The sequence below is a fragment of the Pseudomonas spirodelae genome (genome assembly GCF_034653255.1).
Classification (GTDB): Bacteria; Pseudomonadota; Gammaproteobacteria; order Pseudomonadales; family Pseudomonadaceae; genus Aquipseudomonas; species Aquipseudomonas spirodelae.
In genome coordinates this window covers 127,632-150,890 of the sequence record NZ_JAYEET010000039.1, presented here as the reverse complement: position 1 = coordinate 150,890, position 23,259 = coordinate 127,632, and the positions used below count along the sequence as shown (strand labels likewise).

Annotated in this window: 20 protein-coding genes and 1 riboswitch; of the genes, 6 read left to right on the top strand and 14 right to left on the bottom strand. The window is 61.9% G+C overall.

All coding sequences use genetic code 11. The features are described 5' to 3' along the window. Positions 1 to 13: 13 nt before the first annotated feature. A complete protein-coding gene (serB, locus tag SOP97_RS12455; protein ID WP_274087216.1) occupies positions 14 to 1,228 on the bottom strand; it encodes a phosphoserine phosphatase SerB in 1,215 nt (404 codons plus the stop codon). A 173-nt stretch (positions 1,229 to 1,401) separates the two neighbouring features. Here serB and SOP97_RS12450 point away from each other — a divergent pair, with 173 nt between their 5' ends. Next, complete coding sequence (locus SOP97_RS12450) at positions 1,402 to 2,919, top strand: AhpA/YtjB family protein (RefSeq protein WP_274087215.1); 1,518 nt, start codon at positions 1,402 to 1,404, stop codon at positions 2,917 to 2,919. Between the two features lie 28 nt (positions 2,920 to 2,947). Here the strand turns inward: SOP97_RS12450 and SOP97_RS12445 are convergent, their stop codons facing one another. The 11 genes from SOP97_RS12445 to thiC all read right to left on the bottom strand — a co-directional run bounded on the left by SOP97_RS12445 (position 2,948) and on the right by thiC (position 15,646). Continuing rightward, positions 2,948 to 3,652: a PqiC family protein gene (locus SOP97_RS12445; RefSeq protein WP_274087214.1), complete on the bottom strand. Its 705-nt coding sequence runs from the start codon at positions 3,650 to 3,652 to the stop codon at positions 2,948 to 2,950. Between the two features lie 154 nt (positions 3,653 to 3,806). Then, positions 3,807 to 6,065: a DNA topoisomerase IV subunit A gene (parC, locus tag SOP97_RS12440; protein ID WP_322949347.1), complete on the bottom strand. Its 2,259-nt coding sequence runs from the start codon at positions 6,063 to 6,065 to the stop codon at positions 3,807 to 3,809. 7 nt (positions 6,066 to 6,072) lie between these two features. Continuing rightward, entirely contained in the window at positions 6,073 to 6,627 is a 555-nt protein-coding gene (locus SOP97_RS12435) for a retropepsin-like aspartic protease family protein (RefSeq protein ID WP_274087212.1), read from the bottom strand. Beyond that, the gene (locus tag SOP97_RS12430) at positions 6,624 to 7,607 is read right to left on the bottom strand and encodes an esterase-like activity of phytase family protein (RefSeq protein WP_411912059.1); all 984 of its coding nucleotides are present in this window, start codon (positions 7,605 to 7,607) and stop codon (positions 6,624 to 6,626) included. The genes SOP97_RS12435 and SOP97_RS12430 overlap by 4 nt, the downstream gene beginning before the upstream one ends. Next, positions 7,607 to 9,511 (bottom strand): DNA topoisomerase IV subunit B, encoded by a 1,905-nt coding sequence (gene parE / locus SOP97_RS12425; protein ID WP_322949346.1) that lies wholly within the window; start codon positions 9,509 to 9,511, stop codon positions 7,607 to 7,609. The genes SOP97_RS12430 and parE overlap by 1 nt, the downstream gene beginning before the upstream one ends. Before the next feature lie 15 nt (positions 9,512 to 9,526). Then, the gene (locus tag SOP97_RS12420) at positions 9,527 to 10,138 is read right to left on the bottom strand and encodes a YqiA/YcfP family alpha/beta fold hydrolase (RefSeq protein ID WP_322949345.1); all 612 of its coding nucleotides are present in this window, start codon (positions 10,136 to 10,138) and stop codon (positions 9,527 to 9,529) included. A 65-nt stretch (positions 10,139 to 10,203) separates the two neighbouring features. Then, entirely contained in the window at positions 10,204 to 11,046 is an 843-nt protein-coding gene (cpdA, locus tag SOP97_RS12415) for a 3',5'-cyclic-AMP phosphodiesterase (protein ID WP_411912058.1), read from the bottom strand. A 150-nt stretch (positions 11,047 to 11,196) separates the two neighbouring features. After that, a complete protein-coding gene (locus SOP97_RS12410) occupies positions 11,197 to 11,649 on the bottom strand; it encodes a DUF1249 domain-containing protein (protein WP_322949343.1) in 453 nt (150 codons plus the stop codon). Beyond that, positions 11,640 to 12,242, bottom strand: coding sequence for an NUDIX domain-containing protein (locus SOP97_RS12405; RefSeq protein ID WP_322949342.1), 603 nt, complete (start codon positions 12,240 to 12,242; stop codon positions 11,640 to 11,642). The genes SOP97_RS12410 and SOP97_RS12405 overlap by 10 nt, the downstream gene beginning before the upstream one ends. Positions 12,243 to 12,409: 167 nt before the next feature. Beyond that, complete coding sequence (gene cytX / locus SOP97_RS12400; RefSeq protein WP_411912065.1) at positions 12,410 to 13,696, bottom strand: putative hydroxymethylpyrimidine transporter CytX; 1,287 nt, start codon at positions 13,694 to 13,696, stop codon at positions 12,410 to 12,412. 84 nt (positions 13,697 to 13,780) lie between these two features. Continuing rightward, the gene (gene thiC / locus SOP97_RS12395) at positions 13,781 to 15,646 is read right to left on the bottom strand and encodes a phosphomethylpyrimidine synthase ThiC (protein WP_411912064.1); all 1,866 of its coding nucleotides are present in this window, start codon (positions 15,644 to 15,646) and stop codon (positions 13,781 to 13,783) included. Positions 15,647 to 15,769: 123 nt separating this feature from the next. Next, a riboswitch (TPP riboswitch) is annotated at positions 15,770 to 15,876 on the bottom strand. 216 nt (positions 15,877 to 16,092) lie between these two features. On the opposite strand from thiC, the gene SOP97_RS12390 reads away from it, so the two are divergent. Further along, positions 16,093 to 17,532: a TolC family outer membrane protein gene (locus SOP97_RS12390; RefSeq protein WP_274087205.1), complete on the top strand. Its 1,440-nt coding sequence runs from the start codon at positions 16,093 to 16,095 to the stop codon at positions 17,530 to 17,532. A gap of 66 nt (positions 17,533 to 17,598) precedes the next feature. On the opposite strand, the gene waaA is transcribed toward SOP97_RS12390, so the two are convergent. Both waaA and SOP97_RS12380 read right to left on the bottom strand, forming a co-directional pair. Then, on the bottom strand, positions 17,599 to 18,885 hold the full coding sequence (gene waaA, locus SOP97_RS12385) for a lipid IV(A) 3-deoxy-D-manno-octulosonic acid transferase (RefSeq protein ID WP_274087204.1): 1,287 nt from the start codon (positions 18,883 to 18,885) through the stop codon (positions 17,599 to 17,601). Positions 18,886 to 18,939: 54 nt separating this feature from the next. Next, positions 18,940 to 19,824 carry a LysR family transcriptional regulator gene (locus tag SOP97_RS12380; protein ID WP_274087203.1) on the bottom strand — a complete coding sequence of 295 codons (885 nt, stop codon included), beginning with the start codon at positions 19,822 to 19,824 and terminating at the stop codon, positions 18,940 to 18,942. An 87-nt stretch (positions 19,825 to 19,911) separates the two neighbouring features. Here SOP97_RS12380 and SOP97_RS12375 point away from each other — a divergent pair, with 87 nt between their 5' ends. From SOP97_RS12375 to SOP97_RS12360, 4 genes are read left to right on the top strand one after another with little or no spacing between them, the layout of a single operon-like run. Further along, entirely contained in the window at positions 19,912 to 20,244 is a 333-nt protein-coding gene (locus tag SOP97_RS12375) for a DMT family transporter (RefSeq protein WP_274087202.1), read from the top strand. Positions 20,245 to 20,297: 53 nt separating this feature from the next. Further along, complete coding sequence (locus SOP97_RS12370; RefSeq protein ID WP_274087201.1) at positions 20,298 to 21,470, top strand: FAD-dependent oxidoreductase; 1,173 nt, start codon at positions 20,298 to 20,300, stop codon at positions 21,468 to 21,470. Next, positions 21,470 to 22,285, top strand: coding sequence for an aldo/keto reductase (locus SOP97_RS12365; protein WP_274087200.1), 816 nt, complete (start codon positions 21,470 to 21,472; stop codon positions 22,283 to 22,285). Before SOP97_RS12370 ends, SOP97_RS12365 begins: the two co-directional genes overlap by 1 nt. Positions 22,286 to 22,345: 60 nt before the next feature. Beyond that, positions 22,346 to 23,242, top strand: coding sequence for a metal ABC transporter ATPase (locus SOP97_RS12360; protein WP_322949341.1), 897 nt, complete (start codon positions 22,346 to 22,348; stop codon positions 23,240 to 23,242). Positions 23,243 to 23,259: the final 17 nt, after the last annotated feature.

Here is a 23,259-nt window from a genome sequence, read left to right as displayed (position 1 = left end):
CGTGAGCGGTTATTTACTCCAGGCCGTCGCGGTCGCGGAAGCCAAGCAAGTACAGAATGCCGTCCAAGCCCAAGGTCGAGATCGCTTGCTTGGCCGATTGCTTAACCAGCGGCTTGGCACGGAATGCCACGCCCAGCCCGGCGATCGCCAGCATGGGCAGGTCATTGGCACCGTCGCCCACGGCAATCGTCTGCTCCAGGCGCAACCCTTCCTTGGCTGCCAGCTGGCGCAGCAAATCGGCCTTGCGCTGCGCATCGACGATTGGCTCCACCGCCACGCCAGTGACCAGACCATCAACGATCTGCAGCTCATTGGCGAAGACGTAGTCGATACCAAGCTTGGCCTGTAGCTGCTTAGCGAAGTAGGTGAAACCACCGGACAGGATCGCGGTTTTGTAACCCAGACGGCGCAACTCGCTGAACAGGGTTTCCGCGCCCTCGGTTAGGCGCAGCGACGCGCCGATGTCGGCCAGCACGGTTTCCGGCAGGCCTTTTAGCAGCGCCAGGCGCTCGCGGAAGCTCGCGGCAAAGTCCAGCTCACCGCGCATTGCACGCTCGGTAATCTCGGACACCTGCTCACCGACGCCCGCCGCCTTGGCCAGCTCGTCGATCACCTCAGCTTCGATCAGCGTCGAGTCCATGTCGAACACCGCCAGACGGCGATTGCGGCGATACAACGAATCACGCTGGAAGGCGATATCAACATTTAACTCCTGCGCCACGCTCAGGAACTCGGCACGCAGGGTCGCTGGATCGGCCGGTTCGCCGCGCACCGAGAACTCGATGCAGCCTTTACCCTGCTCGGCAGGCATATTCAACGGCATCCGCCCGGAAAGGCGATCGATATGGTCGATATTCAGGTCATAGCGCGCGGTAATCGCGCTGACACGCTGCAGCTGTTCAGCCGTGACCTTACGCGTGAGCAAGGTGACAATGTGTCGGGCCTTGCCCTGGCCGCTGACCCACTGCTGGTAATCCGCCTCAGATACCGGGGTAAAACGCACCTGCTGGTCGAGTTTGTAAGCGGTGAACAGAATGTCCTTGAGTACCGACGAGGCGCGCTCGTTATCCGGTATCTCGACCAGGATGCCAAACGACAGCGTGTCATGGATCACCGCCTGGCCAATATCGAGGATATTCACCCCACCCTGGGCCAGTACGCCGGTGATGGCGGCGGTTAAACCGGGTCGGTCTTCACCGGTGATATTGATCAGGACGATTTCGCGCAAGGCTCGGTCTCCAGTAATGCGGAAGGGGCAGCGGCTTGCAGAACAGACCACAAGCAGCGCAAAGGCGCACATTCTACCCATTTACACCGATAAACAGCCACGCACGGTGCTTTGCCCACTGCCGAGGCGCCGCTATACTGCGCGCCACCTACAGTCGACATGAGCCGAGCTCTGTGAACCGGCCCGCCCCCGTAAAATCCGATAATTTCTTCCTGCTGCTGTTCCAGGCCCTGCGCCAAAAGCGCATCCCTCTGGCGCTGCGTATTGTCTGCCATAGCCTATTGCTGGTGGCCCTGGCCCTGGTGATTTATGGCTGGGTCATCGGCATGCAATTTAAATATGCCATGCAGCAGCAAGCTGAAGCCCTGGGCACCAGCCTGATTACCCAGACGGCCACGTCAGCCACCGAACTGCTGGTGTCCAACGACATCCTCAGCCTCAATGTGCTGCTGAATAATTTGGTGAAAAATCCGCTGGTGGCCCATGCCGCGATCTACAGCGTGGACAACCGAATCCTGGCCGAGGCCGGCTCACGTCCGACCCAGAGCATGCTCGGTGAAACCGAAGGGCTGTATTCCACGCCCATCACCTTTCAGGAAGTGATCGCCGGGCAATTGCGCATCAGCCTGGACATGCAGCAGTTCCAGCAACCAATGACCATCAGCCTGCAAAGCATGGGCATTCTTAGCCTGATTTTGCTGGCCCTGGCGCTGTCACTGAGCATGCGTTTGGGGCGGCACATCTCCACGCCGCTGCTACAACTGCGCGTCTGGCTGCGCGACCCGGATGACCCTGCCCCCGGCAGCGGCCGACAGGATGAAATCGGCGACCTGGCGCGTCAGCTGCAAGCTCGCCTGGTGCCGGAAAAACCTGCACAGCCAGAAGAGCAGCCACTCTACGACGACCAGCCGATAAGCGAAGACGCCGACGACTACCTCGATGAGTCGTTTGATGACGAACCCGATTTTGAAGTGCGCAACCTGCACGATGAACGCTTTGATGAGTTCGACGAAGCCATCGAATCAGCCCATGCCAGCACCGACGATGCTGTGGACGACCCGTTTTCCGAGCTGCGCGATAACGACGAGCACACACCTGCCGTACCACCAACGCCACAGCAACCGCTCCCCAGCGCGGTATTAGCGATCCAACTGGGTGCCCAGGAACAGCTGCGCCGCCTGCCCCGCGCGCGCCTGATGGAATTACTGCAACGCTACCGCGACTGCCTGGATCAGGCCGCCAAGCTCTATCAGGGCGAGCTGCACACCCTCAGCGATGGCAGCAGCCTGATGCTGTTCCACCAACTGGACTGCGGTGAAGATTATCTGACCCACGCCATCTGCTGCGGCGAGCTGATGCGCGCCCTCGGCCATGCCCTGCAAATTGAAGTGGCAGACAGCGGTATTACCCTGCAACTGCAACTTGGCCTGACCCTCGGCGAGCACCTTGGCAACCTTAGCCAGGGCGATCTGCTGCTGAGTGAAACAGCCCAAAGTGCGCTGGCGCTGTCACAGCACAGCCGCAACCTGTTGCTGGTTGAACGCAAGATTGCCGACGATGCGCTGATCAGTCAGCGGGCGCGTATTCGTGCCATCGCCAGCCCGCAAGGGGCGTGCTGCGTGGAGCGCCTGCTAGAACCTTACCCATCATTACTGGAGCGCCAACTGGCGCACATGCACGAAAGCAACTAGGCGCCGGACTGGCGCCTAGGTTGTATCGCTAGAAGCGGAACACTTCACTTTCCCCACGCATCGGCTCAACCACCGGAATACGCGGCGGCGCTGGTGGCTCAGGCTTTACCGGCACGGGCTTGCGCACCGGTGCCCGCGCCTTGGGTGCGGGTATGACCTGGGTTTCGACGGCCACGGCCAGTTGCTCGACTAACTGCTGCACCACCAGACTCTGCGCCCGCACCTGATCAACGATGCTGCCATTGTGGCCTTCTTCCAGGTGCACCAGACGCCCATCCAGCAACTTGCCGTCCGCCCCCGCCAGCCGCCATTGTGCTTCCAGCACGGCCGGCCGCTGCGGACCGGAGTCCAGGCGGGTGATCGACAAGCCCAGGCGTACCTGCGGCACGAACCCTGCCGTCGTCGGTGCCAACACCAAGCGCTGGCTGTCCAGGCGCGAAGCCAGCTGGCGCACCAACTGCTGATCAATATCAGACGCCAGGCTACCGGCCCAGCTCGCATTATCTGCGGCGGTTAGGCTGCCATCGGCCTGGCGCTGTAACAGCGCCTCACGCTGCAGATAATCGGCAATCTCTACCGGCCCAAGTAACACGGCAATGCCCTGCTCGGCAGCAGGTACGCGGATATCGCCACTGTCGAGCTGGTACAGCGGCGCTTGCTGGTAGCGCACACAACCGGCCAGGCTGAGCACGCCAGCCAGCAGCAAAACCCCAGGAAAACGCAGTGCAGTCATCTCATTCATCCAGCCGGTAAATCTGCCGGCGCGCATACAAAATTAGGTGCAGGCGGGTTGCTGAAGCCAACCCGCGTTGCGGCTGAGTATCATCCTTGAAAGCCACTCGCGACTCCAGCGCCGCACGGTGGAACGCTGGGTGTGCCGCCAACACTTAGCCCTGAACTTCAACCAACAAACTATCGACACGCTGGAAACCCCGCGGCAGCTTATTACCGCGCCGTCCGCGCTCGCCCTTGTAGTGCTCGAGGTCATCAGGCTTGAGCGACAACGTGCGCTTGCCTGCCTGAAGCACAAGAGTGCTGCCTGGTGGTAACACGGCCAGGTCACTGAGGTATTCCTCACGCGAAGCTACCCGTTCACCCGGAATGCCGATGATTTTGTTGCCCTTGCCCTTACCCAACTGAGGCAGATCAGCGACCTTGAACAACAGCAGGCGCCCTTCAGTGGTCACCGCCGCCAACCAGTCCTCTTCACGATTGCCCAGCGGTTTGGGCGGCACCACTCGCGCACCGGCAGGCAGGCTCAGCAGCGCCTTGCCGGCCTTGTTCTTGGCTTGCAGGTCTTCGCCCTTAACCACAAAACCGTAACCGGCATCGGAGGCAATCACAAACAGCGCATTGTCCTCAGGCAACAGCACACACTCAAAGGTCGCACCCGGCGGAGGGGTTAGCCGCCCGGTCAGCGGCTCGCCCTGCCCGCGGGCGGACGGCAGTGAATGTGCAGCCAGCGAGTAGCTGCGCCCGGTGGAGTCGATAAACACCGCAAACTGATTGGAGCGGCCCGGCGCGGCGGTCTTGAAGCCATCGCCGCCTTTATAGGAGAGGCCAGTCGCATCGATATCGTGGCCCTTGCCGCAGCGCACCCAGCCTTTCTCCGAGATCACCACGGTGACCGGCTCGGTCGGCATCAGCTCGGTTTCGCTCAGCGCTTTGGCTTCAGCGCGGGCAACGATCGGCGAACGACGGTCATCGCCGTACTTTTCGGCATCTTCAAGAATTTCCTTGCGCACCAGTTTCTTCAGCTTGGCTTCGCTGCCGAGCAAGGCTTGCAGCTTGTCGCGTTCCTTGGCCAGTTCGTCCTGCTCACCACGGATCTTCATTTCCTCAAGCCGCGCGAGCTGACGCAGACGGGTATCGAGGATGTAGTCGGCCTGAATATCGTCGAGGCCGAAGCGTGCCATCAGCACCGGCTTGGGCTGATCTTCGGTACGGATGATATGGATCACTTCATCCAGATTGAGGAAAGCCGTCAGCAAGCCTTCCAACAGGTGCAAGCGTCGCTCAACCTTATCCAAGCGGAACTGCAGGCGGCGGCGTACGGTATTCACCCGGAACACCAACCACTCCGTCAGCAGCGTGCGCAGGTTTTTCACCGACGGTTTGCCGTCCAGGCCAATCACGTTGGTGTTGACCCGGTAGCTGGACTCCAGCTCGGTGGTGGCGAACAAATGCTGCATCAGCTCGTCGGCATCCACCCGGTTGGAGCGCGGAATGATCACGATGCGGCACGGGTGTTCATGGTCCGACTCATCGCGCAGGTCGGCAACCATCGGTAGTTTCTTCGCCTGCATCTGCGCGGCAATCTGCTCCAGCACCTTGGCCCCGGAGACTTGATGCGGCAACGAGGTGACGACGATATCGCCATCCTCGACGCGGTACACGGCGCGCATGCGCACCGAGCCCTTACCTGTTTCGTAGATTTTCAGCAGATCCGCACGCGGCGTGATGATCTCAGCTTCGGTCGGGTAATCCGGGCCAAGCACATGCTCGCAGAGTTGCTCAACCGTGGCATTCGGCTCGTCCAGCAAGCGAATGCAGGCCGTCGCGACTTCGCGCAAGTTATGCGGCGGCACGTCGGTGGCCATGCCCACGGCGATGCCGGTGGTGCCGTTGAGCAGCAGGTTGGGTAAGCGCGCCGGCAGCGTCGCCGGCTCGTTCATGGTGCCGTCGAAGTTTGGCACCCAGTCGACAGTGCCCTGGCCCAGCTCGGTGAGCAGCACTTCGGCGTAACGCGACAAACGCGCCTCGGTGTAACGCATGGCGGCGAAGGATTTGGGGTCATCCGGCGCACCCCAGTTACCCTGCCCGTCGACCAGGGTGTAGCGGTAGCTGAACGGCTGCGCCATCAGCACCATGGCTTCGTAGCAGGCACTGTCGCCGTGCGGGTGGAACTTACCGAGCACGTCACCGACGGTACGCGCCGACTTCTTGTGCTTGGAGTCGGCGTCCAGGCCCAGCTCGCTCATGGCGTAGATAATGCGGCGCTGCACCGGTTTCAAACCGTCACCAATATGCGGCAGCGCACGGTCCATGATCACGTACATGGAGTAATTGAGGTAAGCCTGCTCGGTAAAATCGGCAAGGGAACGGCGTTCAACACCGTCCAGGCTCAAATCGAGGGAGTCGCTCATGCGTGCCTCATTGCAAAGTAGGTTGCTGCAAAATGGGTTGTTGCGAAGTTGGCTGGCGCAGCAGCAAGGTGCCGCCGCGCTGGGTAAATTCGAGTTGTTTCAGGGCACTCATGCCCAGTAATACGTCATCGCCGCCCATCCCGGGGGCAATCAAGGCGTCGACATCGGTCAATACGATATCGCCCAGCTGCAAGCGCTGCAGCCGCGTACGGTGCGCCGTGGCGCGACCGTTGGCGGTGCTGATAATAATCGCCGCACCGGCCTGCAAACCCAGACGCTGCGCCACCTCGATCGGCACCGCGACCTGCGTCGCACCGGTGTCGAGAAGAAAGGTCACCTCTTCGCCATTGATCGTGCCGCCGGCCATGTAGTGGCCTTGGCGACTGCTGGCCAGGCGTACTTCCACATAGCCACTGCCGTGCAGCGACTCTGGTGTGCGATTGGGGTTGCGCTGCGCCTCTTCCCAATCGCCGAAGAACTTGGTCGCCAGCAGCAACGCCGCGCCCCAAGCCAGCACCAGCATCACCCGCCCGGCGCGTTTACCGGCAGGTTGGCTGCTCAAGGCTTACCACTCCAACCGCCTTGCGGCGCGGCAAACCTCCAGATAATCGGCCGCGACTCACCATCGGCGCGACTGAAACGGCCATTGTCGACGCCGATCCAGGCCCCGTCCTGATCCACCCACAAGGCTTCGGCCATGCCATAGGCCGGCGGATAGCGCCGCTCGGGCATCAGCGCCTCAGCGGCAAACGACCAGCAGCGCTCGACCTCAGCATTGCTCAGGTTACGCCGGCAAATACGGTGCGCCTGACGCTCAAGGGTGAAGAGTTTTTCGTTGTGGAAGGCCAGGCCAGAGAAGTCCCGGGGCTGCTCTTCAGTCCCCAGTTGTGCGGGCGAGGGCTCAGTACCCGCCTCGCTGAACAACACGCAGCCGCCAGTGCAGCGCCAGATGGAGCGCTGCTTGTGCACCACCAGCAAACCTCGCCGGCGTTGCTCGGCCGCCAGGTACAGGCGCTCACCCGCAGGATCAACGGCAATACCTTCCAGCAGCGCGTTGGAATGCAGCAACATGCCGCTCGCACGCGCCTGACGCACCAACCCTTGAGGCAGGTTCAGCCAGTTGGGCTCGCCGATGACGGGCAGCTGCAGCACCGCGGCATGGGCCTCACTAACCAGGTAACGGTTACCGGCGGCATCACAGCTAATGCCCTCAAAATCCAGCTCGCCACCACGCACCAGGCCAGCGACCCAGCTGCGCATGCGCAAGCCCCAGGGCAAACGCACATCCGGCGCCGGCGGCGCGACAAAGGCCTCAGCAGTGGCTTGCCACTGGGTCTGGTCAGACTCCAGGCGATACAGCTGCTGATCATCACGATCAGACACCGCCCACAGCGCGCCTTCGCACCAGGCCAGCCCGGACAGGTTGCCGCCGCTGACGCCACTGACAGGTTGTTCGTTGAGCAGTTTCAGCTCTTCCAGCGCCGCCGCACTCACCAGCAAAGGTGCGCAGAGCAATAGGCAGACAGCCAACAACCGCTGCATCAGAGCAACACCTCGGCCAGGTTGCCCTTGGACTCCAACCAGGATTTACGGTCGCCGGCGCGTTTCTTCGCCAGCAGCATGTCCATCACTTCCTGGGTGCCGGGGTAATCCTCCAGCGTCAACTGCACCAGGCGCCGGGTGTTGGGGTCCATGGTGGTTTCGCGCAGCTGCGGCGGGTTCATCTCACCCAAGCCTTTAAAGCGAGTGACCTGCGGTTTGCCACGGCGCTTCTCGGCTACCAGGCGGTCGAGAATGCCGTCGCGCTCGGCTTCATCTAGGGCGTAGAAAATCTCTTTGCCCAAATCGATGCGGTACAGCGGCGGCATGGCCACATAGACGTGCCCCGCGTCCACCAACGGGCGGAAATGCTGAACGAACAAAGCGCAGAGCAAGGTGGCGATGTGCAGGCCATCAGAGTCGGCGTCGGCGAGGATGCAGATCTTGCCGTAACGCAGCTGCGAGAGGTCGCTGGAGCCTGGATCGAGGCCAACCGCCACGGCGATGTTGTGCACCTCCTGGCTGGCCAGCACTTCACTGCCATCGACTTCCCAGGTGTTCAGAATCTTCCCGCGCAGCGGCAGAATCGCCTGGAATTCTTTATCACGCGCCTGCTTGGCCGAGCCGCCGGCAGAATCACCTTCCACCAGAAACAGCTCGGAGCGCATCGGGTCTTGCCCGGCGCAATCGGCCAGCTTGCCGGGCAACGCCGGCCCTTGGGTAATACGTTTGCGCTCAACCTTCTTGCCGGCCTTGAGGCGGCGATTGGCGTTACTGATGGCCAACTCAGCCAGCTGCTGACCGAGTTCAGGGTGGGCGTTAAGCCACAGGCTAAAAGCATCCTTCACCACGCCAGAGACAAAAGCTGCTGCCTCACGGGACGACAGGCGCTCCTTGGTCTGCCCGGAGAACTGCGCGTCCTGCATCTTCATCGACAGGACGAAGGCGATGCGCTCCCAGATATCTTCCGGCGCCAGCTTGACCCCGCGCGGCAGCAGGCTACGGAACTCGCAGAACTCGCGCATGGCATCCAGCAGGCCCTGGCGCAGCCCATTCACGTGGGTGCCGCCCTGGGCCGTGGGAATCAGGTTGACGTAGCTTTCCTGCACCGCGTCGCCGCCTTCCGGCAGCCACAGCAGCGCCCAGTCCACGGCCTCTTTATTGCCCGCCAGGCTGCCGCAAAAGGGCTCATTGGGCAGGCGTTCAAACTCGCTGACCGCATCGACCAGGTAAGAGCGCAGGCCGTCTTCATACAGCCACTCGACTTTCTCGCCACTGGCTTTGTCTTCAAAGCTTAAGGCCAGCCCCGGACAAAGCACGGCCTTGGCCTTAAGTACATGCTTGAGGCGGCTGACCGAGAACTTGAACGCATCGAAATACTTGGGATCGGGCCAGAAGTGCACGCTGGTACCGGTGTTGCGCTTGCCCACCGTGCCGACTACGGCCAGATCGCTGGCCTTGTAGCCGTCTGCGAAGCTCATTTGGTACTCATTGCCGTCGCGTTTGACCGTAACCAGCACGCGGGTCGACAGCGCGTTGACCACCGAGATGCCCACGCCATGCAGGCCACCGGAGAACTGGTAGTTCTTGTTGCTGAACTTGCCGCCGGCATGCAGCTTGGTCAGGATCAGTTCGACCCCAGGTACGCCCTCTTCCGGGTGAATGTCCACCGGCATGCCACGACCGTCGTCGAGCACTTCTAGGGAGTTGTCCTCATGCAGGATCACCTGGATCGATTTAGCGTGCCCGGCCAGCGCTTCGTCGACGCTGTTGTCGATGACTTCCTGGGCCAGGTGGTTGGGCCGGCTGGTGTCGGTGTACATGCCCGGGCGTTTGCGCACCGGGTCGAGGCCGGAAAGGACTTCGATGGCATCGGCGTTGTAAGAGCTAGAACCTTGCTGGGCCATGGGGTCTCGTGTTCGTCAATTGAGAGCGGAAAAGTCGATATCCTGCCACAAATGGCGAGGAATACCGGCGAAAGCGAAAAGCATCGGCAGGCGTTCGGCAAAACCCTGAAAGCCATGATTGCCACCGGCCTGGATACGCAGCGCGCTGCCCCGGTAATACGCCTGGGCATCACGGTAATCGAGGGTTTCATCGGCAGTTTGCAACCACACCTGATAACGCGCGGGATCTTCCAGCGTGGCGACGTCCAACTCAGCCAGCGCCGCCACATGGTCGGCGGTTAGCTCCCAGGTTTCATCGTTGTAATAGTTCGTCTGCGGGCCTAGGTAGCCGTCGAAACGCAGGTGCGGGCGCACGGCGGGGTTGATCAACAGCGCCGGCAGCCCATGTCGCTCAGCCAGATGGGTCGCATAGTAGCCGCCCAGCGAGCTGCCAACCAGCACGGGCCGACCAAGCTCGCTAATCAACGCCTCAAGTTGAGCAATCGCCTGGCGCGGATGATGGTGCAACGCAGGCACACGCAGCTGCGCGGCCAAACCCAGTTGCTGCATGGCGCGCTGCAACAGGCTGGCCTTTAGCGACGCTGGCGAGCTGTTAAGCCCGTGAAGATAAAGTAAGGATGGGGTCATGGGCGGGAGGCTAACCGTTAGCGGCGACCGGCTGCAACCGCTGCGCCACCGCGCCAGGCAACGCCTCAATAGCCTTTGATGGCGTAATCGATTTCGAAGGTGATGCCGGTGACCCGCGACACGCCCGTTTCCAGGCGGCCATCGTCAAACAAGCGCAGCCAGCGATAGCCGGGTGCACTTTTATCGACCTGAAATTCCTCGCTACCGGGGACGAACTGCACACAGGTAGACGGTGACGCCAGCAAGCGGATCGGCCCGCGCAGCTGATCGAACTCTTGATGGATATGCCCCCAAAGCACTGCACGCACATTGCTGAAACGCTCCAGCACGGCAAACAGGGCATCGCGATTGCGCACCCCGATCGGCTCCATCCATTTGCAGCCGATGGACACCGGGTGATGGTGCAGGCAGATCAGGTGGTGGCGATCCGGCGCTTCGCTCAGCGCACGCGCCAACAGCGCCAGTTGTCGATCATCGAGATAGCCCGGCACGGCCCCTGGAATAGAGGAATCAAGCAGCGTTACCCGCCAGTTACCTAGGTCAATCACCGGGTCGAGCAGGTCCGTGCCGACACAGGTGGCCTGCATCGCGGGCACTTCATCATGGTTACCGGGAAACCAGCGCGCCGGCGCGGGAATGGCCGCGGTCATGTCACGAAAGCGTTGATAGGACGCAACGCTGCCATCCTGCGAGAGGTCGCCGCTGGCCAGCACCAGGTCGATCTGCGGCTGCTCTTGCAGCACGCGCTCAATCACCCGCTGCAAGCTGTCCTGGGTATCCATACCCAATAGTTTGCCTGCTGCATCGGCAAATAGATGGCTGTCGGATAACTGCACCAGCAGTACCGAGCGATCAACAGCAGTGCTTTTAGTCAGTGCGTCCGGCAAGACCTTCTCCTTGGGCGGCATGCATGAATTATGCTGGCAGCCCGGCCGACGGTAAACCCGCTAAAGGGGAATAGGTCACAGAACGCCCGCTGTAAATCCGGCATGTGCAGCAAAGGCTAGCGCAGTCGAGGCGCATACAGCCGCAGCCGGCGTCCGCCAATCGCGCGCGCACTAGCGAACTGGCGCCAACTCATGGCCGCAAGCCAGGCAATGGCTGAGCCATTCGCCGAGAAACAGGTTGAGCTGGGTCTTTTCATCCGGCTGATGCATCGCCGCATTCGGGTACGGGTAGCGGCCATGAAACCGGCGCGCGCTTTGTGCACCCACAACTTCCGCCATGCGCGCATCGTGATACACGCGCACCTCCAACTGCGGCAATGGCAACCAGGCCAGGCCGAGCTCTTGGCGCACGGAGAGGGTCGAGGTGTAAGGGCATGTCTCCAGCACGTACAGCGCCAGCACACCGAGTTGCTGCTCGCCTTGGCTTAGCGCGACCCGCCGCGCTTCACCGCTCTCACGCATCGCCGGCAACAGCTGCATCAGGCGCGCATAGTTGGCCTCACAAGCGGCTTGCAGCTCGACCAGGTCGACCCGATAGCGCTCGCGCAGCAGGTTCATGACCACAGGCCCCTGACTTCAACCCGGTTTAGCGCCAGCCACTGCAGGGCAATGATGCTCGCAGCATTGTCGATACGCCCGTCTTTGACTGCATCCAGGGCATCTTCCAGCGGCCAGACATGCACCCGAATGTCCTCGCCCTCTTCTGCCAAACCATGTACGCCGCCCGCACCGGCACTGTCGCAACGGCCGACGAACAAATGCACACGCTCATCCGAGCCACCGGGCGAGGGGTAATACTGCGTGATGGGCCATAAAGCGCTCAGCGGCAGATTGGCTTCTTCCAGCGCCTCTCGGCGCGCCACCTCTTCTGGCACCTCATCCTTATCAATCAGCCCAGCCACCAGCTCCAACAGCCAAGGATTGGTGCTTTTATCCAGCGCGCCGATGCGAAACTGCTCGATCAGCACCACGCAGTCGCGCTGCGGGTCGTAGGGCAGCACACACACCGCATCGTGGCGTACGAACAATTCGCGACTCAGCTCAGGACCCATCTCACCGGCAAACTGGCGATGGCGCAAACGCAGCCGATCGAGCTTGTAGAACCCGCTGAAGCAGGCCGCGCGATCGATTACTTGAACATCATCTTGAGCATTCATTGCGCACTCCAAAAACGTGACTGACGCGACCGGCGACAGCATTGCCGGCCCGCGTATTAAGCACAGCTTACACGCTGTTTCTAGACGCCAGGCAAGCCTCCATCGCACTTGCCTGGCAAACAGCGGCGCAGCGCCGCCACACGGCGGCCGCTGCCAAGCCCCACCTCTCAGCTGATCGCCGCCAGGCGCTTGCGGCTCAAGCCACCCAGCAGCAGCTGCAGCCCTGCGGCCAACAAAAACGCCGGCAGGGTGGCACCGATTTCTGGCGAATAATGGCTGAGCAGGTGATACACCGCCGCGCCACTGCCCCACGCCAGCAAGGTATCACCTCGCCAGGCACACACTGGAGCCAGCTCGGCGCGGCGACGGCGCAGAATAAAGTGATCAACCAACACCACGCCAAACAGCGGCGCAAACACCGAGCCGATCAGTAACAGAAAGTTCTGATACTCGGCCAGCGGTGCCAACCAGGCAATTAAGGTGCACAGCACGCCAATCGCCAGGGCCAACGCCTCAACCCGCAGCGGCAGCACGATACCGGCGGACACCGCCGCAGAGTGGATATCCGCGAAGGCGTTTTCCGACTCATCGAGCAAAATCAGCAACAGCGGGATGCCCAAGCCAGCACCGGCCAGCGCCAGTAGCAAGGCATTGGCCTCAGCTCCGGTAGCAAAGGCCAAGGTGTAGGCCACACCTAGGCTCATCAGCCAGACATTGCCGAGGAAGAAGCCTAACGCCGTACCACCAAACACCCGCACCGCGCTCTTGCCGAAGCGCGAATAGTCGGCAATCAGCGGCAACCAGGACAGCGGCATGGCAATCGCAATGTCAAAACCCAGCGCAAAGGGCATCGAGCCATCGCCGCCACGCGCCCAGATACGGGCCAAATCAGCCTTGTCGAACAGGTTCCAGGTCAGCCACAGGCAGGCGCCGAGCAGTAACCAGATGCCCCACTTGCGCAAAATCTTGCGCACAAAGGTCAGCGGCCCGGTAACGGCCAGCAGAGTCGCCAGTGCGCCGAAGAACAAGGTCCATAGCAGTGGGTTACTCCAGGCGCTACCCGCACCGAATGCGCGCTCGGCCAAAACGCCAGCAGCATCGCGCATCACGATGATCTCGAACGCGCCCCAGCCAACCAGCTGCAGCACATTGAGCAGGGCCGGCAGCAACGCGCCCTGGCTGCCCAGGCTGAGCTTCAACGCCGCCATGCTGGAGCGGCCGGTGTCGCTGCCGATCACCGCCACGGCGCCCAGTAACAGCACGCCGACGGCCGTGCCGCAGACAATCGTCAGCAGCGCGCCACTCATGCCCAGCCCCGGCGCCAGCAAGGCCCCCAGCTGCAAGACCATCAAGCCGATCCCCAGGGAGAACCACAGCGAGAACATGTCCCGCGCGCCCAGCACGCGCTGATTACTACCCACGCTTTGGTGCGGGGAGTAGGTGTTGGTCGTCATCACGATAAAAACCACCTCAGAAAAAATAAAAACCACCCAGGGCGCAAACCCTGGGTGGTACTTCGGTCAAACCGACGCTGTCTCTCAGACCTTGTGGTACAGCTCACTGCCCTGCGACTTGAACTCAGCGGCCTTGGCCTGCATGCCCAGTTCTGCCTCGTCCAGCTCCAGCGCAGCGATACGCTGCTCTTCGGCGTAGACCCGCACTTCCTGAGTGATCTTCATCGAGCAGAACTTCGGCCCACACATGGAGCAGAAATGCGCGACCTTAGCCGAGTCCTTCGGCAGGGTTTCGTCGTGATACGAGCGCGCCGTGTCCGGGTCGAGGCCGAGGTTGAACTGGTCTTCCCAGCGGAATTCGAAGCGCGCCTTGGACAAGGCGTTGTCGCGAATCTGCGCGCCCGGATGGCCCTTGGCCAAGTCGGCGGCATGCGCGGCAATCTTGTAGGTGATGATGCCGGTCTTCACGTCATCCTTGTTCGGCAGGCCCAGGTGCTCCTTGGGCGTGACGTAGCAGAGCATGGCGCAGCCGAACCAGCCGATCATGGCCGCACCGATGCCGCTGGTGATGTGGTCGTAGCCTGGTGCGATATCGGTAGTCAGCGGGCCGAGGGTGTAGAACGGCGCCTCGTCACAGCATTCGAGCTGCTTGTCCATGTTCTCCTTGATCAGCTGCATCGGCACGTGACCGGGGCCTTCGATCATGCACTGCACGTCGTGTTTCCAGGCAATCTTGGTCAACTCACCCAGAGTCTCCAGCTCACCAAACTGCGCTTCGTCGTTGGCGTCGGCAATCGAACCCGGACGCAGGCCATCGCCCAGCGAGAAGCTGACGTCGTAGGCCTTCATGATTTCGCAGATATCTTCGAAATGGGTGTAGAGAAAGTTCTCTTTGTGGTGCGCCAGGCACCACTTGGCCATGATCGAACCGCCACGCGAGACGATGCCAGTGACGCGCTTGGCGGTCATCGGCACGTAGCGCAGCAATACGCCGGCGTGGATGGTGAAGTAGTCCACGCCCTGCTCGGCCTGCTCGATCAGGGTGTCGCGGAACAGCTCCCAGGTTAGCTCTTCGGCCGCGCCGCCGACTTTTTCCAGGGCCTGATAGATCGGTACGGTGCCGATTGGCACGGGCGAGTTGCGGATGATCCACTCGCGGGTTTCGTGAATGTGCTTGCCGGTGGACAGGTCCATCACCGTGTCCGAGCCCCAGCGGATGCCCCAGGTCAGCTTGGCCACTTCTTCCTCAATCGAGGAGCCCAGCGCCGAGTTGCCGATATTTCCGTTGATCTTCACCAGGAAGTTACGGCCGATGATCATCGGCTCCAGCTCGGTGTGGTTGATGTTGGCCGGGATGATCGCGCGACCGCGGGCGATCTCTTCACGCACAAATTCGGGGGTGATGATCTTCGGCACACTGGCGCCAAAGCTATGACCGGGATGCTGCTGATCAAGCAGACCGGCGGCGCGGGCGACTTCCAACTTCATGTTCTCGCGGATGGCGACGTATTCCATCTCGGCGGTGATGATGCCTTTGCGCGCGTAGTGCATCTGGCTGACGTTGGCCCCGGCCTTGGCGCGGCGCGGATTATTCACATGGGCAAAACGTAGCTTGGTCAGCTCGGCGTCGGCCAGGCGCTGCTGGCCGAAGTTGGAACTCAGCCCAGGCAGACGCTCGGTGTCGCCACGCGCCTCAATCCACGGCGAGCGCACATCGCCCAGGCCTTTGCGCACATCGATGATCACCTTGGGATCGGTGTAAGGACCGGAGGTGTCGTAGACCATCACCGGCGCGTTGACCTCGCCGCCGAAGTCGGTGGGCGTCACGTCCAGGCTGATCTCACGCATCGGCACTTGAATGTCCGGGCGCGAGCCTTGCACATAAATTTTTCGCGAACGCGGAAAGGGTTGGATCGACTGCTGGTCGACCTGGGCTGACTCACTCAGCATCGGGTTCAGATTTTGTTGTTGTGTGCTCATCGGCGGCTCTCCAGGGCTGAATGTCGGAGCGAACCTGGACGGATGAGCGGCGAAAGGTGCACCTGGGGCGGTGCCAGAGGCTCGCCAGAGAAAAGGCGGGCACATCTTGTTCCCTACGCAGGCTTTAACCTGATCAGGTTCAACGGGATCCGGCAGTAGCCAATCTCAGCCCCTCAATTAGGGCACCCCGACAAGAACCCGGCCAGTCTAATCAACCCCAGACAATAAAACCAACCCGCGAGTCAAAAAATATGACCAGCGCGTCGGCTTGTGACGAGGCGACGTGCGCAGCTGCATTGTTGCATCCAGGCAACATAGCTTGTTGCAAACTACACTACGGCTGCCACCACGCCCCTTGACCCCTTGGGCACGGCCCCTTAGCCTTGCCGATTACCGCCAAAACCAGGATCACCCTCATGCTGCGCAGACTTTCTCTGGCTCTTGCTGTGGCCGCCGCGCCGACCGCAATGGCCTGGGCTGAACAAGCCCCGCTGTCCACCAAAACTGACCTGGTCACGGTGTATCAAGAGGCCGCCGCCAATAACGCCGATTTGGCTGCCGCCCGCGCCGACTATAAAGCGCGCAGCGAAGTGGTGCCCCAGGCCCGTGCAGGCCTGCTGCCAAACCTCTCGGCCGGTGCCAACTTGAGCGACACACGCACCCAGGTCGACTCGCCAGCCAATACCAGCTCGCGCAGCGGTATGGTCTACCAGGCCAACCTCAGCCAGCCGCTGTTCCGTGCCGATCGCTGGTTCCAGTTGCAGGCCGCTCAAGCCGCCGATGAGCAAGCCGCTCTGGAGCTCTCAGCCACCGAGCAGAGCCTGATTCTGCAAAGCGCCGAAAGCTACTTTGCCGTGCTGCGCGCCCAGGACAACCTGGCCTCGACCAAGGCCGAAGAAGCCGCATTCAAACGCCAGCTGGACCAGGCCAATGAGCGCTTCGATGTTGGCCTGTCGGATAAAACCGACGTGCTGGAAGCCCAGGCTGGTTTCGACACCGCGCGCGCCAACCGCATCATCGCCCTGCGTCAGGTTGAAGACGCCTTCCAGGCCCTGATCACCCTGACCAACCGTGATTTCAATGCCCTCGAAGGCATTGAGCACAGCCTGCCAATCCTCGCCCCGACGCCGAATGACGCCAAAGCTTGGGTCGACACTGCAGCCGCGCAGAACCTCAACCTGCAAGCCAGCAACTACGCGGTTGAAGCCGCTGAAGAAACCCTGCGCCAGCGTAAATCCGGCCACGCGCCAACTCTGGATGCGGTCGCCAGCTACCAGAAAGGCGATAACGACAGCCTCGGCTTCAGCAACAACGCCGCCTCCGCCAACCGCTTCAGCGGTGATGTCGAGCAGCGTTCAATCGGCCTGCAACTGAATATCCCGCTGTACAGCGGCGGCCTGACCAGCTCCCAGGTGCGCGAGTCCTACCAGCGCCTGAATCAGAGCGAGCAATTGCGTGAAAGCCTGCGCCGCCAGGTGGTGCAGAACACCCGCAACCTGCACCGTGCGGTCAACACCGACGTGGAAACCGTGCAGGCGCGCAAGCAGTCGATCATTTCCAACCAAAGCGCCCTGGAAGCCACCGAAATCGGCTATCAGGTGGGTACGCGTAATATCGTTGACGTACTCGATGCTCAACGTCAGCTGTACAGCTCGGTACGCAACTACAACAACGCGCGCTATGACTACATCCTCAATAACCTGCGCCTGAAGCAAGCCGCTGGCACCCTTAGCCCAGATGATCTGGCTGCGCTGGAGCAGTACCTGAAATCCGACTACAACCCGGACAAAGACTTCCTCCCGCCCGACCTGGCCAAAGCCGCCGAAGCCCAACTGCGTGGCAACCCGCAGTACTGAGTGAGCCGGACAAAAAAGCCCGCTGAAATCAGCGGGCTTTTTATTGGCTGCGAGTAGCGCTGCAGATTACTTACTAAGTAACCGCTCCAGCCCCGCCAGCAAGCGCGCCAATGCGCCCTGATTAGCCTGCATCACGCCCTGCCCGGCCATGCACATCGCCTGCGCAGCCTCAGGCTCGCGCCACAACTGCGCCACGCGCTGTGCCAGCGCAGCAGCATCTGCCACCTCGCTCAGCGCACCGGCAGCACGCAACTGCGCCGCAATCTCCAGGAAGTTGAACAGATGCGGACCGCTCAGCACCGGCTTGCCCAAGGCGGCAGGTTCGAGCAGGTTATGCCCGCCATTGGCCACCAAGCTGCCGCCGACAAAGGCGATGTCCGCCAGGGCATAGAGAAACAACAGCTCACCCATGGTGTCGCCGAGCAGCACCTGATCAGTGGCCTGCAGCGGCTCTGCGCTAGCGCGGCGCCGCGTGCTAAAACCTTGGCGCTGGCACAGCTCGAACACCGCATTGAAACGCTCGGGATGGCGCGGCACCAGGATCAGCAATGCATCAGGCCGCTGCTTGAGTAGCTCACGATGGGCAGCCAGGACAATCTCATCCTCACCGGCGTGGGTGCTTGCGGCGATCCATACCGGGCGCGACCCGGCATGCCATTGCTCGCGCAGCAGCGCGGCACGCTTGAGCAAATCAGGGTCAATGGTTAAATCAAACTTGATCGACCCGGTCACCGCGACGCAGGCCGCGCGCGCGCCAAGGCTTTTGAAGCGTTCGGCTTCTACTGCCGTCTGCACGGCAATAAAATCCAACTCGGCGAGCATCGGCGCAGTCAGCTTGGCAAAGCGCGCATAACCCCGCGCCGAACGCTCAGACAATCGCGCATTGGCCACCGCCACCGGGATGCCGCGCTTGGCGCACTGGTGAATATGATTGGGCCATAGCTCGGTTTCCATAATCACCGCGAGTTTCGGCTGCGCGCGATCGAGAAAGCGCGCCGCCGCCCAAGGCAGGTCGTACGGCAGGTAGCAATGCTGCACACGTCCGGCGTATTCGGCCGTGCCGAACATGGCCTGGATGCGCTCCGAACCGGTAGGCGTCATACAGGTCATGGTGATCGACTTATCGGGGTAACGCGCCAGCAGTTCGCGCACAAGTGGCGCGGCAGCAATGCTTTCACCCACCGACACGGCATGCAGCCAAATACCACCCGGTTTGAGCGCCGGAAGGCCGAGGGCAAAACGCTCACCGATGCGCTGGGCATAGGCCGGCGCTCGCCAAGTGCGCCAGGCCAGTCGCCCGGCCACAATCGGCAGGCCGAGATGAAACAGCAGGGTGTAGAGGCTTCTATTCATGGCGCGCAGCTTATGCACTTTGGCAAACATCGTCGAGTCACGCGCAAGCACGCCTCAACCAATCGCCTGCAAATTCTCGGCGAAACATTCCGCCAACCACAATGCCGCCGGGCCGAGCGCCTCATCACGCCGACAAACCAGCTCAACCACCAAGGGCGGCGGAGTCCAATCACTGTTCAGTTCAACCAGCTGGCCTTGATAGGTTGGGTACTGCAGCACATGGCGCGGCAACCAGGCCCAGCCCAAATTGCGCATCAGCAGCTCGGCCATGGCGTAAAAACTGTCGGTGCGCCATACCGACGGACTGAGCTGCTCGCCGCCGGGATAGTGGCTGTCCTGCGGGGCCATCAACAGCTGCCGATGACGGGCCAGCTCGCGCCGATCAACATGTTTGAAATGCGCCAATGCATGCCCGGCGCCGCACACCGTCACCATCTCGATGGTACCCAGACGCTGACGTTCCAGTGCATCGGGCATCTGCTCATGGTGGAACAGCAGGCCGAGGTCGGCGCGATGTTCCAGTAGCTTACGCGCCACATCGCCCTGGGCGCCGCTGGCCAGCTGCACCTCCAATAGCGGGAACTGCTGAGCCAGCGCCTCCAGGCTGTCGAGTACCGGCTGATAGGGCATGGCTTCATCTTGAGCCAGGCGCAGGCACACTTCCTCACCACGTACGAGCCCCAGCGCACGGCCCTCAAGGCGCTGACACTGACACAACACCTCGCGCGCCTCTGCCAGCAGGGCCGCGCCGGCCTCGGTCAGGCGCGGCTGGCGGCCGCTGCTACGTTCGAACAGGCACACGCCAAGGTCGGCCTCCAACAAGGCAATCGCATGGCTCACCGCTGATTGCGCGCGCTGCATCTGCCGACCCACGGCAGAGAACGATTGACCATCGGCGACGCTGACAAACAGGCGAATCTGCTCCAGGCTCCACTGCACAACCTATCTCCTATTCAGATAGGTAATCACTTTATCCCATCTGGTGTAGGCCTAGAATGGCGCGCAGATCACACAGGAGTCCACAGCATGGGCGGCTACCTCTACCTCGCCATTGCCATCACGGCTGAAGTCATTGCCACTACCTCGATGAAAGCCCTGGATGGTTTCAATAAACCCTTACCGCTGCTGCTGGTCGTGGTCGGTTACGGCCTATCGTTCTGGATGCTCAGCCTGGTGGTAAAAACCATCCCGGTGGGCGTCGCCTATGCGGTCTGGGCCGGCCTGGGCATTGTGCTGGTGAGCATCGCGGCGGTGTTTCTCTACCAACAACGACTGGACCTGCCGGCCATGCTCGGCATGGGGCTGATCGTTGCCGGTGTGGTGGTGATTCAGTTGTTCTCGCAAAGCGTCGTCCATTGACCCAGGCGCGGGCGGGTTATACTGCGCACCTGTTTTCCCGGTGAGACGCATGCATGTCCCAAGCATTAAGCACTGATGTTTTGATCGTTGGCGGCGGTGTTGCTGGCCTTTGGCTGAATGCGCGCCTGCGCCGCCAGGGCTTTGCCACCGTGCTGGTGGAAAATGCCAGTCTCGGCGGCGGACAGAGTGTGAAATCTCAAGGCATCATCCACGGCGGCGCCAAATACGCGCTGCACGGCGCACTCACCGGCGCCTCCGAAGCCATCGCCGACATGCCACGGCGCTGGCGTGAGGCCCTGGCCGGCAACGGCGAACTGGACCTCACCGGCGTACGCCTGCTTTCCGATGCCCACTACCTGTGGTCGCCCGGCAGCCTGGCCGGCAACATCACCAGCTTCTTCGCCAGCAAGGCCGTGCGCGGCCGGGTCGATCAGGTCAAGGGCGAGCAACTGCCACCGGCCCTGCAGCACCCGAAATTCAAGGGCAAGGTCTACCGCCTGGCCGAGTTGGTGCTGGATGTACCCAGCCTGATCAGCCGCCTGAGCGAACTGGCTGGTGATGGCCTGCTGGCTGCCGAGCGCATTGAACCCCTGCAGGAAAATGGCGAGCTGATCGGCCTAAGCGTCGACGGCCGCGAGATTCGCGCACAGCGCATCATCCTCAGCGCCGGCCGCGGCAACGCCGAGCTACTGAGCAGCCTGGGCCTGAGCCAGCCCGCGCAACAACTGCGCCCGCTGCATATGGTGCTGGTCAAAGGGCCAACCCTAAAACCACTGTACGCCCACTGTCTGGGTGGCGGACCGAAGCCGCGCGTGACGGTCACCACGCATCCGGGTGCCGACGGCCAGTGGGTTTGGTACCTGGGGGGCGATCTGGCCGAAGCCGATGGTGTCGCTCGCGATGAGGTCAGCCAGATCAAAGCAGCGCAGAAAGAACTCAGCGACTTGCTGCCCTGGGTCGACTTGTCCAGCGCCCAGTGGGCTACGCTGCGGGTGGAACGTGCCGAGCCGTCACAGTCCGGCCTGGTTCGCCCTGATAACGCCTTCGTGCATGAGCAAAACAAGCTGCTGGTCGGTTGGCCAACTAAACTGGCCCTGGCGCCAGACTTTGCTGATCGCGTACTGGCCGCACTAAGCCGTGACGGTATTCAGCCGACGCCGCACGCACCACTGCCCGAGCTGCCACGCCCGGCCATTGCCGCACCTGCCTGGGAGGAACTGTTCTGATGCATCCACTGCACAGCCTGCACAACTTGTACCGCCCGCTGGGCGCCACCGAGCTGCTGGTTTCGCCGCTGGGGTTGGGCACAGTCAAGCTGGGCCGCGACCAGGGCGTGAAGTACCCCAACGGCTTTACCATTCCCGATGACGCCGCCGCCCGCGAGCTGCTGGCCCAGGCCCATGATCTGGGCATCAATCTGATCGACACTGCGCCGGCCTACGGCACCAGCGAAACCCGCCTTGGTCCGCTACTCCGTGGCCAGCGCCAGCAATGGGTCATCGTCAGCAAGGTCGGTGAAGAGTTCGACAACGGCCAGTCGCACTTCGACTTCAGCCCGGCGCACACGCGTTTTTCCGTAGAGCGCAGCCTCAATCGACTAGAAACTGATTTTATCGACTTGGTATTGGTGCACTCAGACGGCAACGACGTGGCGATTCTGCGTGACAGCGGCGTGTACGAAACCCTGGCCGAACTTAAGCGCGAGGGTAAAATTCGCGGCTTCGGCCTTTCCGGCAAAACAGTTGAGGGCGGCCTGCTGGCACTGGAAACGGGCGATTGCGCCATGGTCACCTACAACCTCAATGAGCAGGCCGAGTTGGCCGTGCTGGATTACGCCGAACTGCACGGCAAAGGCATCCTGATCAAGAAGGCCCTGGCCAGCGGCCACGCCTGCCTGGCGGGCGAAGACCCGGTGCGTGCCAGCTTCGAACTGATTTTCGGCCACCCCGCCGCCACCAGCGCGATCATCGGCACCATCAACCCGCACCACCTGGCGCATAACGTCGCCACCGCGGCGGCTGTAATTCAGGATATTGCCTGAGCGCGCGCAACCCACTATCTGTGCCAAGCTCTCAGGCCTTAGCCGCCGCGAGGAGTTGCCATGCCGCGCACCCTGATCCGCAAAGACCCCAGCACCTTTAAAACCCTGCAACTGTTGGTCGAAGCCAGCCCAGAAGGCCTGAGCTACCAGAGCCTGGGCATGCCGCTGAATTTTGCGCAGATGCTGGAGAAGCGCAAGCCGGTAACAGTCACCGACTGCCAGCGCTTTACCGTGGAACTGGCGAACCTGGGCGTTTCAGTACGCCTGACCCTCAACTGGCAAGGTCGTGATTACTGGGTACTGGTGCGCCAACGTCGCGCCGACCGTGGCGATGTGGTGCTCAAGCTGATCTCAGGCTACGTACCGACCCATGAACTTAATCTGCCCTTGCTCACCGTGATTCAGGAAGTGGCAGAAGAGTGCCTGCTGGAAACGCCTGAAGGCTGGCTAGGCGGGCGTTTTGGCGACACCTGGCTGCCAACCCCTTACCAAAAGAGCCTGCACTATCGGGACAGCACGCACTTCAACCTCAGCGCGCTATCGGGTGCGGCGCGACCGGTGCAATGCGGCAACCTCAAACTGCTCGAACGCCCCCGCGCCTATGTGCACCTGCCAACCGCCTCGCTGCAGCTGGTGTACGACCTGCGCCTGGATCTGCCCAAGGAAACTCACCAGCTCAGCCTGCTGCATGTCGATGAACACCTGGAAGATGGCCAGCTGATCGCTCGCCTCAACCGCGCCCGTCCCGACCTGTTTCTGATCCCGTTGAACCAAGGCCGACCAACGGCCGAGCTACTGATCCTGAAGCAGGGCCAACTAGTGCCCGCCAGCACCCGCGGCCTGTGGTTAGCAGAAAGCTTCGCGCCTCAAGACGGTTGGCTGGTACGCGAGGAGCGCATCCGCTGGAAAGATTGGCTGGCCCAGCAAAACGGGACGCCACAAAAAAGCCCCGCCTAGGCAGGGCTTCATCGGCA

What these genes read in the sequence shown, in the direction of transcription:
- SOP97_RS12445 (WP_274087214.1), bottom strand. Translation starts at nt 3,652, where the DNA reads ATGACTGCACTGCGTTTTCCTGGGGTTTTGCTGCTGGCTGGCGTGCTC.
- parC (WP_322949347.1), bottom strand. Translation starts at nt 6,065, where the DNA reads ATGAGCGACTCCCTCGATTTGAGCCTGGACGGTGTTGAACGCCGTTCC.
- SOP97_RS12430 (WP_411912059.1), bottom strand. Translation starts at nt 7,607, where the DNA reads ATGCAGCGGTTGTTGGCTGTCTGCCTATTGCTCTGCGCACCTTTGCTG.
- parE (WP_322949346.1), bottom strand. Translation starts at nt 9,511, where the DNA reads ATGGCCCAGCAAGGTTCTAGCTCTTACAACGCCGATGCCATCGAAGTC.
- SOP97_RS12420 (WP_322949345.1), bottom strand. Translation starts at nt 10,138, where the DNA reads ATGACCCCATCCTTACTTTATCTTCACGGGCTTAACAGCTCGCCAGCG.
- cpdA (WP_411912058.1), bottom strand. Translation starts at nt 11,046, where the DNA reads ATGCCGCCCAAGGAGAAGGTCTTGCCGGACGCACTGACTAAAAGCACT.
- SOP97_RS12405 (WP_322949342.1), bottom strand. Translation starts at nt 12,242, where the DNA reads ATGAATGCTCAAGATGATGTTCAAGTAATCGATCGCGCGGCCTGCTTC.
- cytX (WP_411912065.1), bottom strand. Translation starts at nt 13,696, where the DNA reads ATGACGACCAACACCTACTCCCCGCACCAAAGCGTGGGTAGTAATCAG.
- thiC (WP_411912064.1), bottom strand. Translation starts at nt 15,646, where the DNA reads ATGCTGAGTGAGTCAGCCCAGGTCGACCAGCAGTCGATCCAACCCTTT.
- SOP97_RS12390 (WP_274087205.1), top strand. Translation starts at nt 16,093, where the DNA reads ATGCTGCGCAGACTTTCTCTGGCTCTTGCTGTGGCCGCCGCGCCGACC.
- waaA (WP_274087204.1), bottom strand. Translation starts at nt 18,885, where the DNA reads ATGAATAGAAGCCTCTACACCCTGCTGTTTCATCTCGGCCTGCCGATT.
- SOP97_RS12375 (WP_274087202.1), top strand. Translation starts at nt 19,912, where the DNA reads ATGGGCGGCTACCTCTACCTCGCCATTGCCATCACGGCTGAAGTCATT.
- SOP97_RS12370 (WP_274087201.1), top strand. Translation starts at nt 20,298, where the DNA reads ATGTCCCAAGCATTAAGCACTGATGTTTTGATCGTTGGCGGCGGTGTT.
- SOP97_RS12365 (WP_274087200.1), top strand. Translation starts at nt 21,470, where the DNA reads ATGCATCCACTGCACAGCCTGCACAACTTGTACCGCCCGCTGGGCGCC.
- SOP97_RS12360 (WP_322949341.1), top strand. Translation starts at nt 22,346, where the DNA reads ATGCCGCGCACCCTGATCCGCAAAGACCCCAGCACCTTTAAAACCCTG.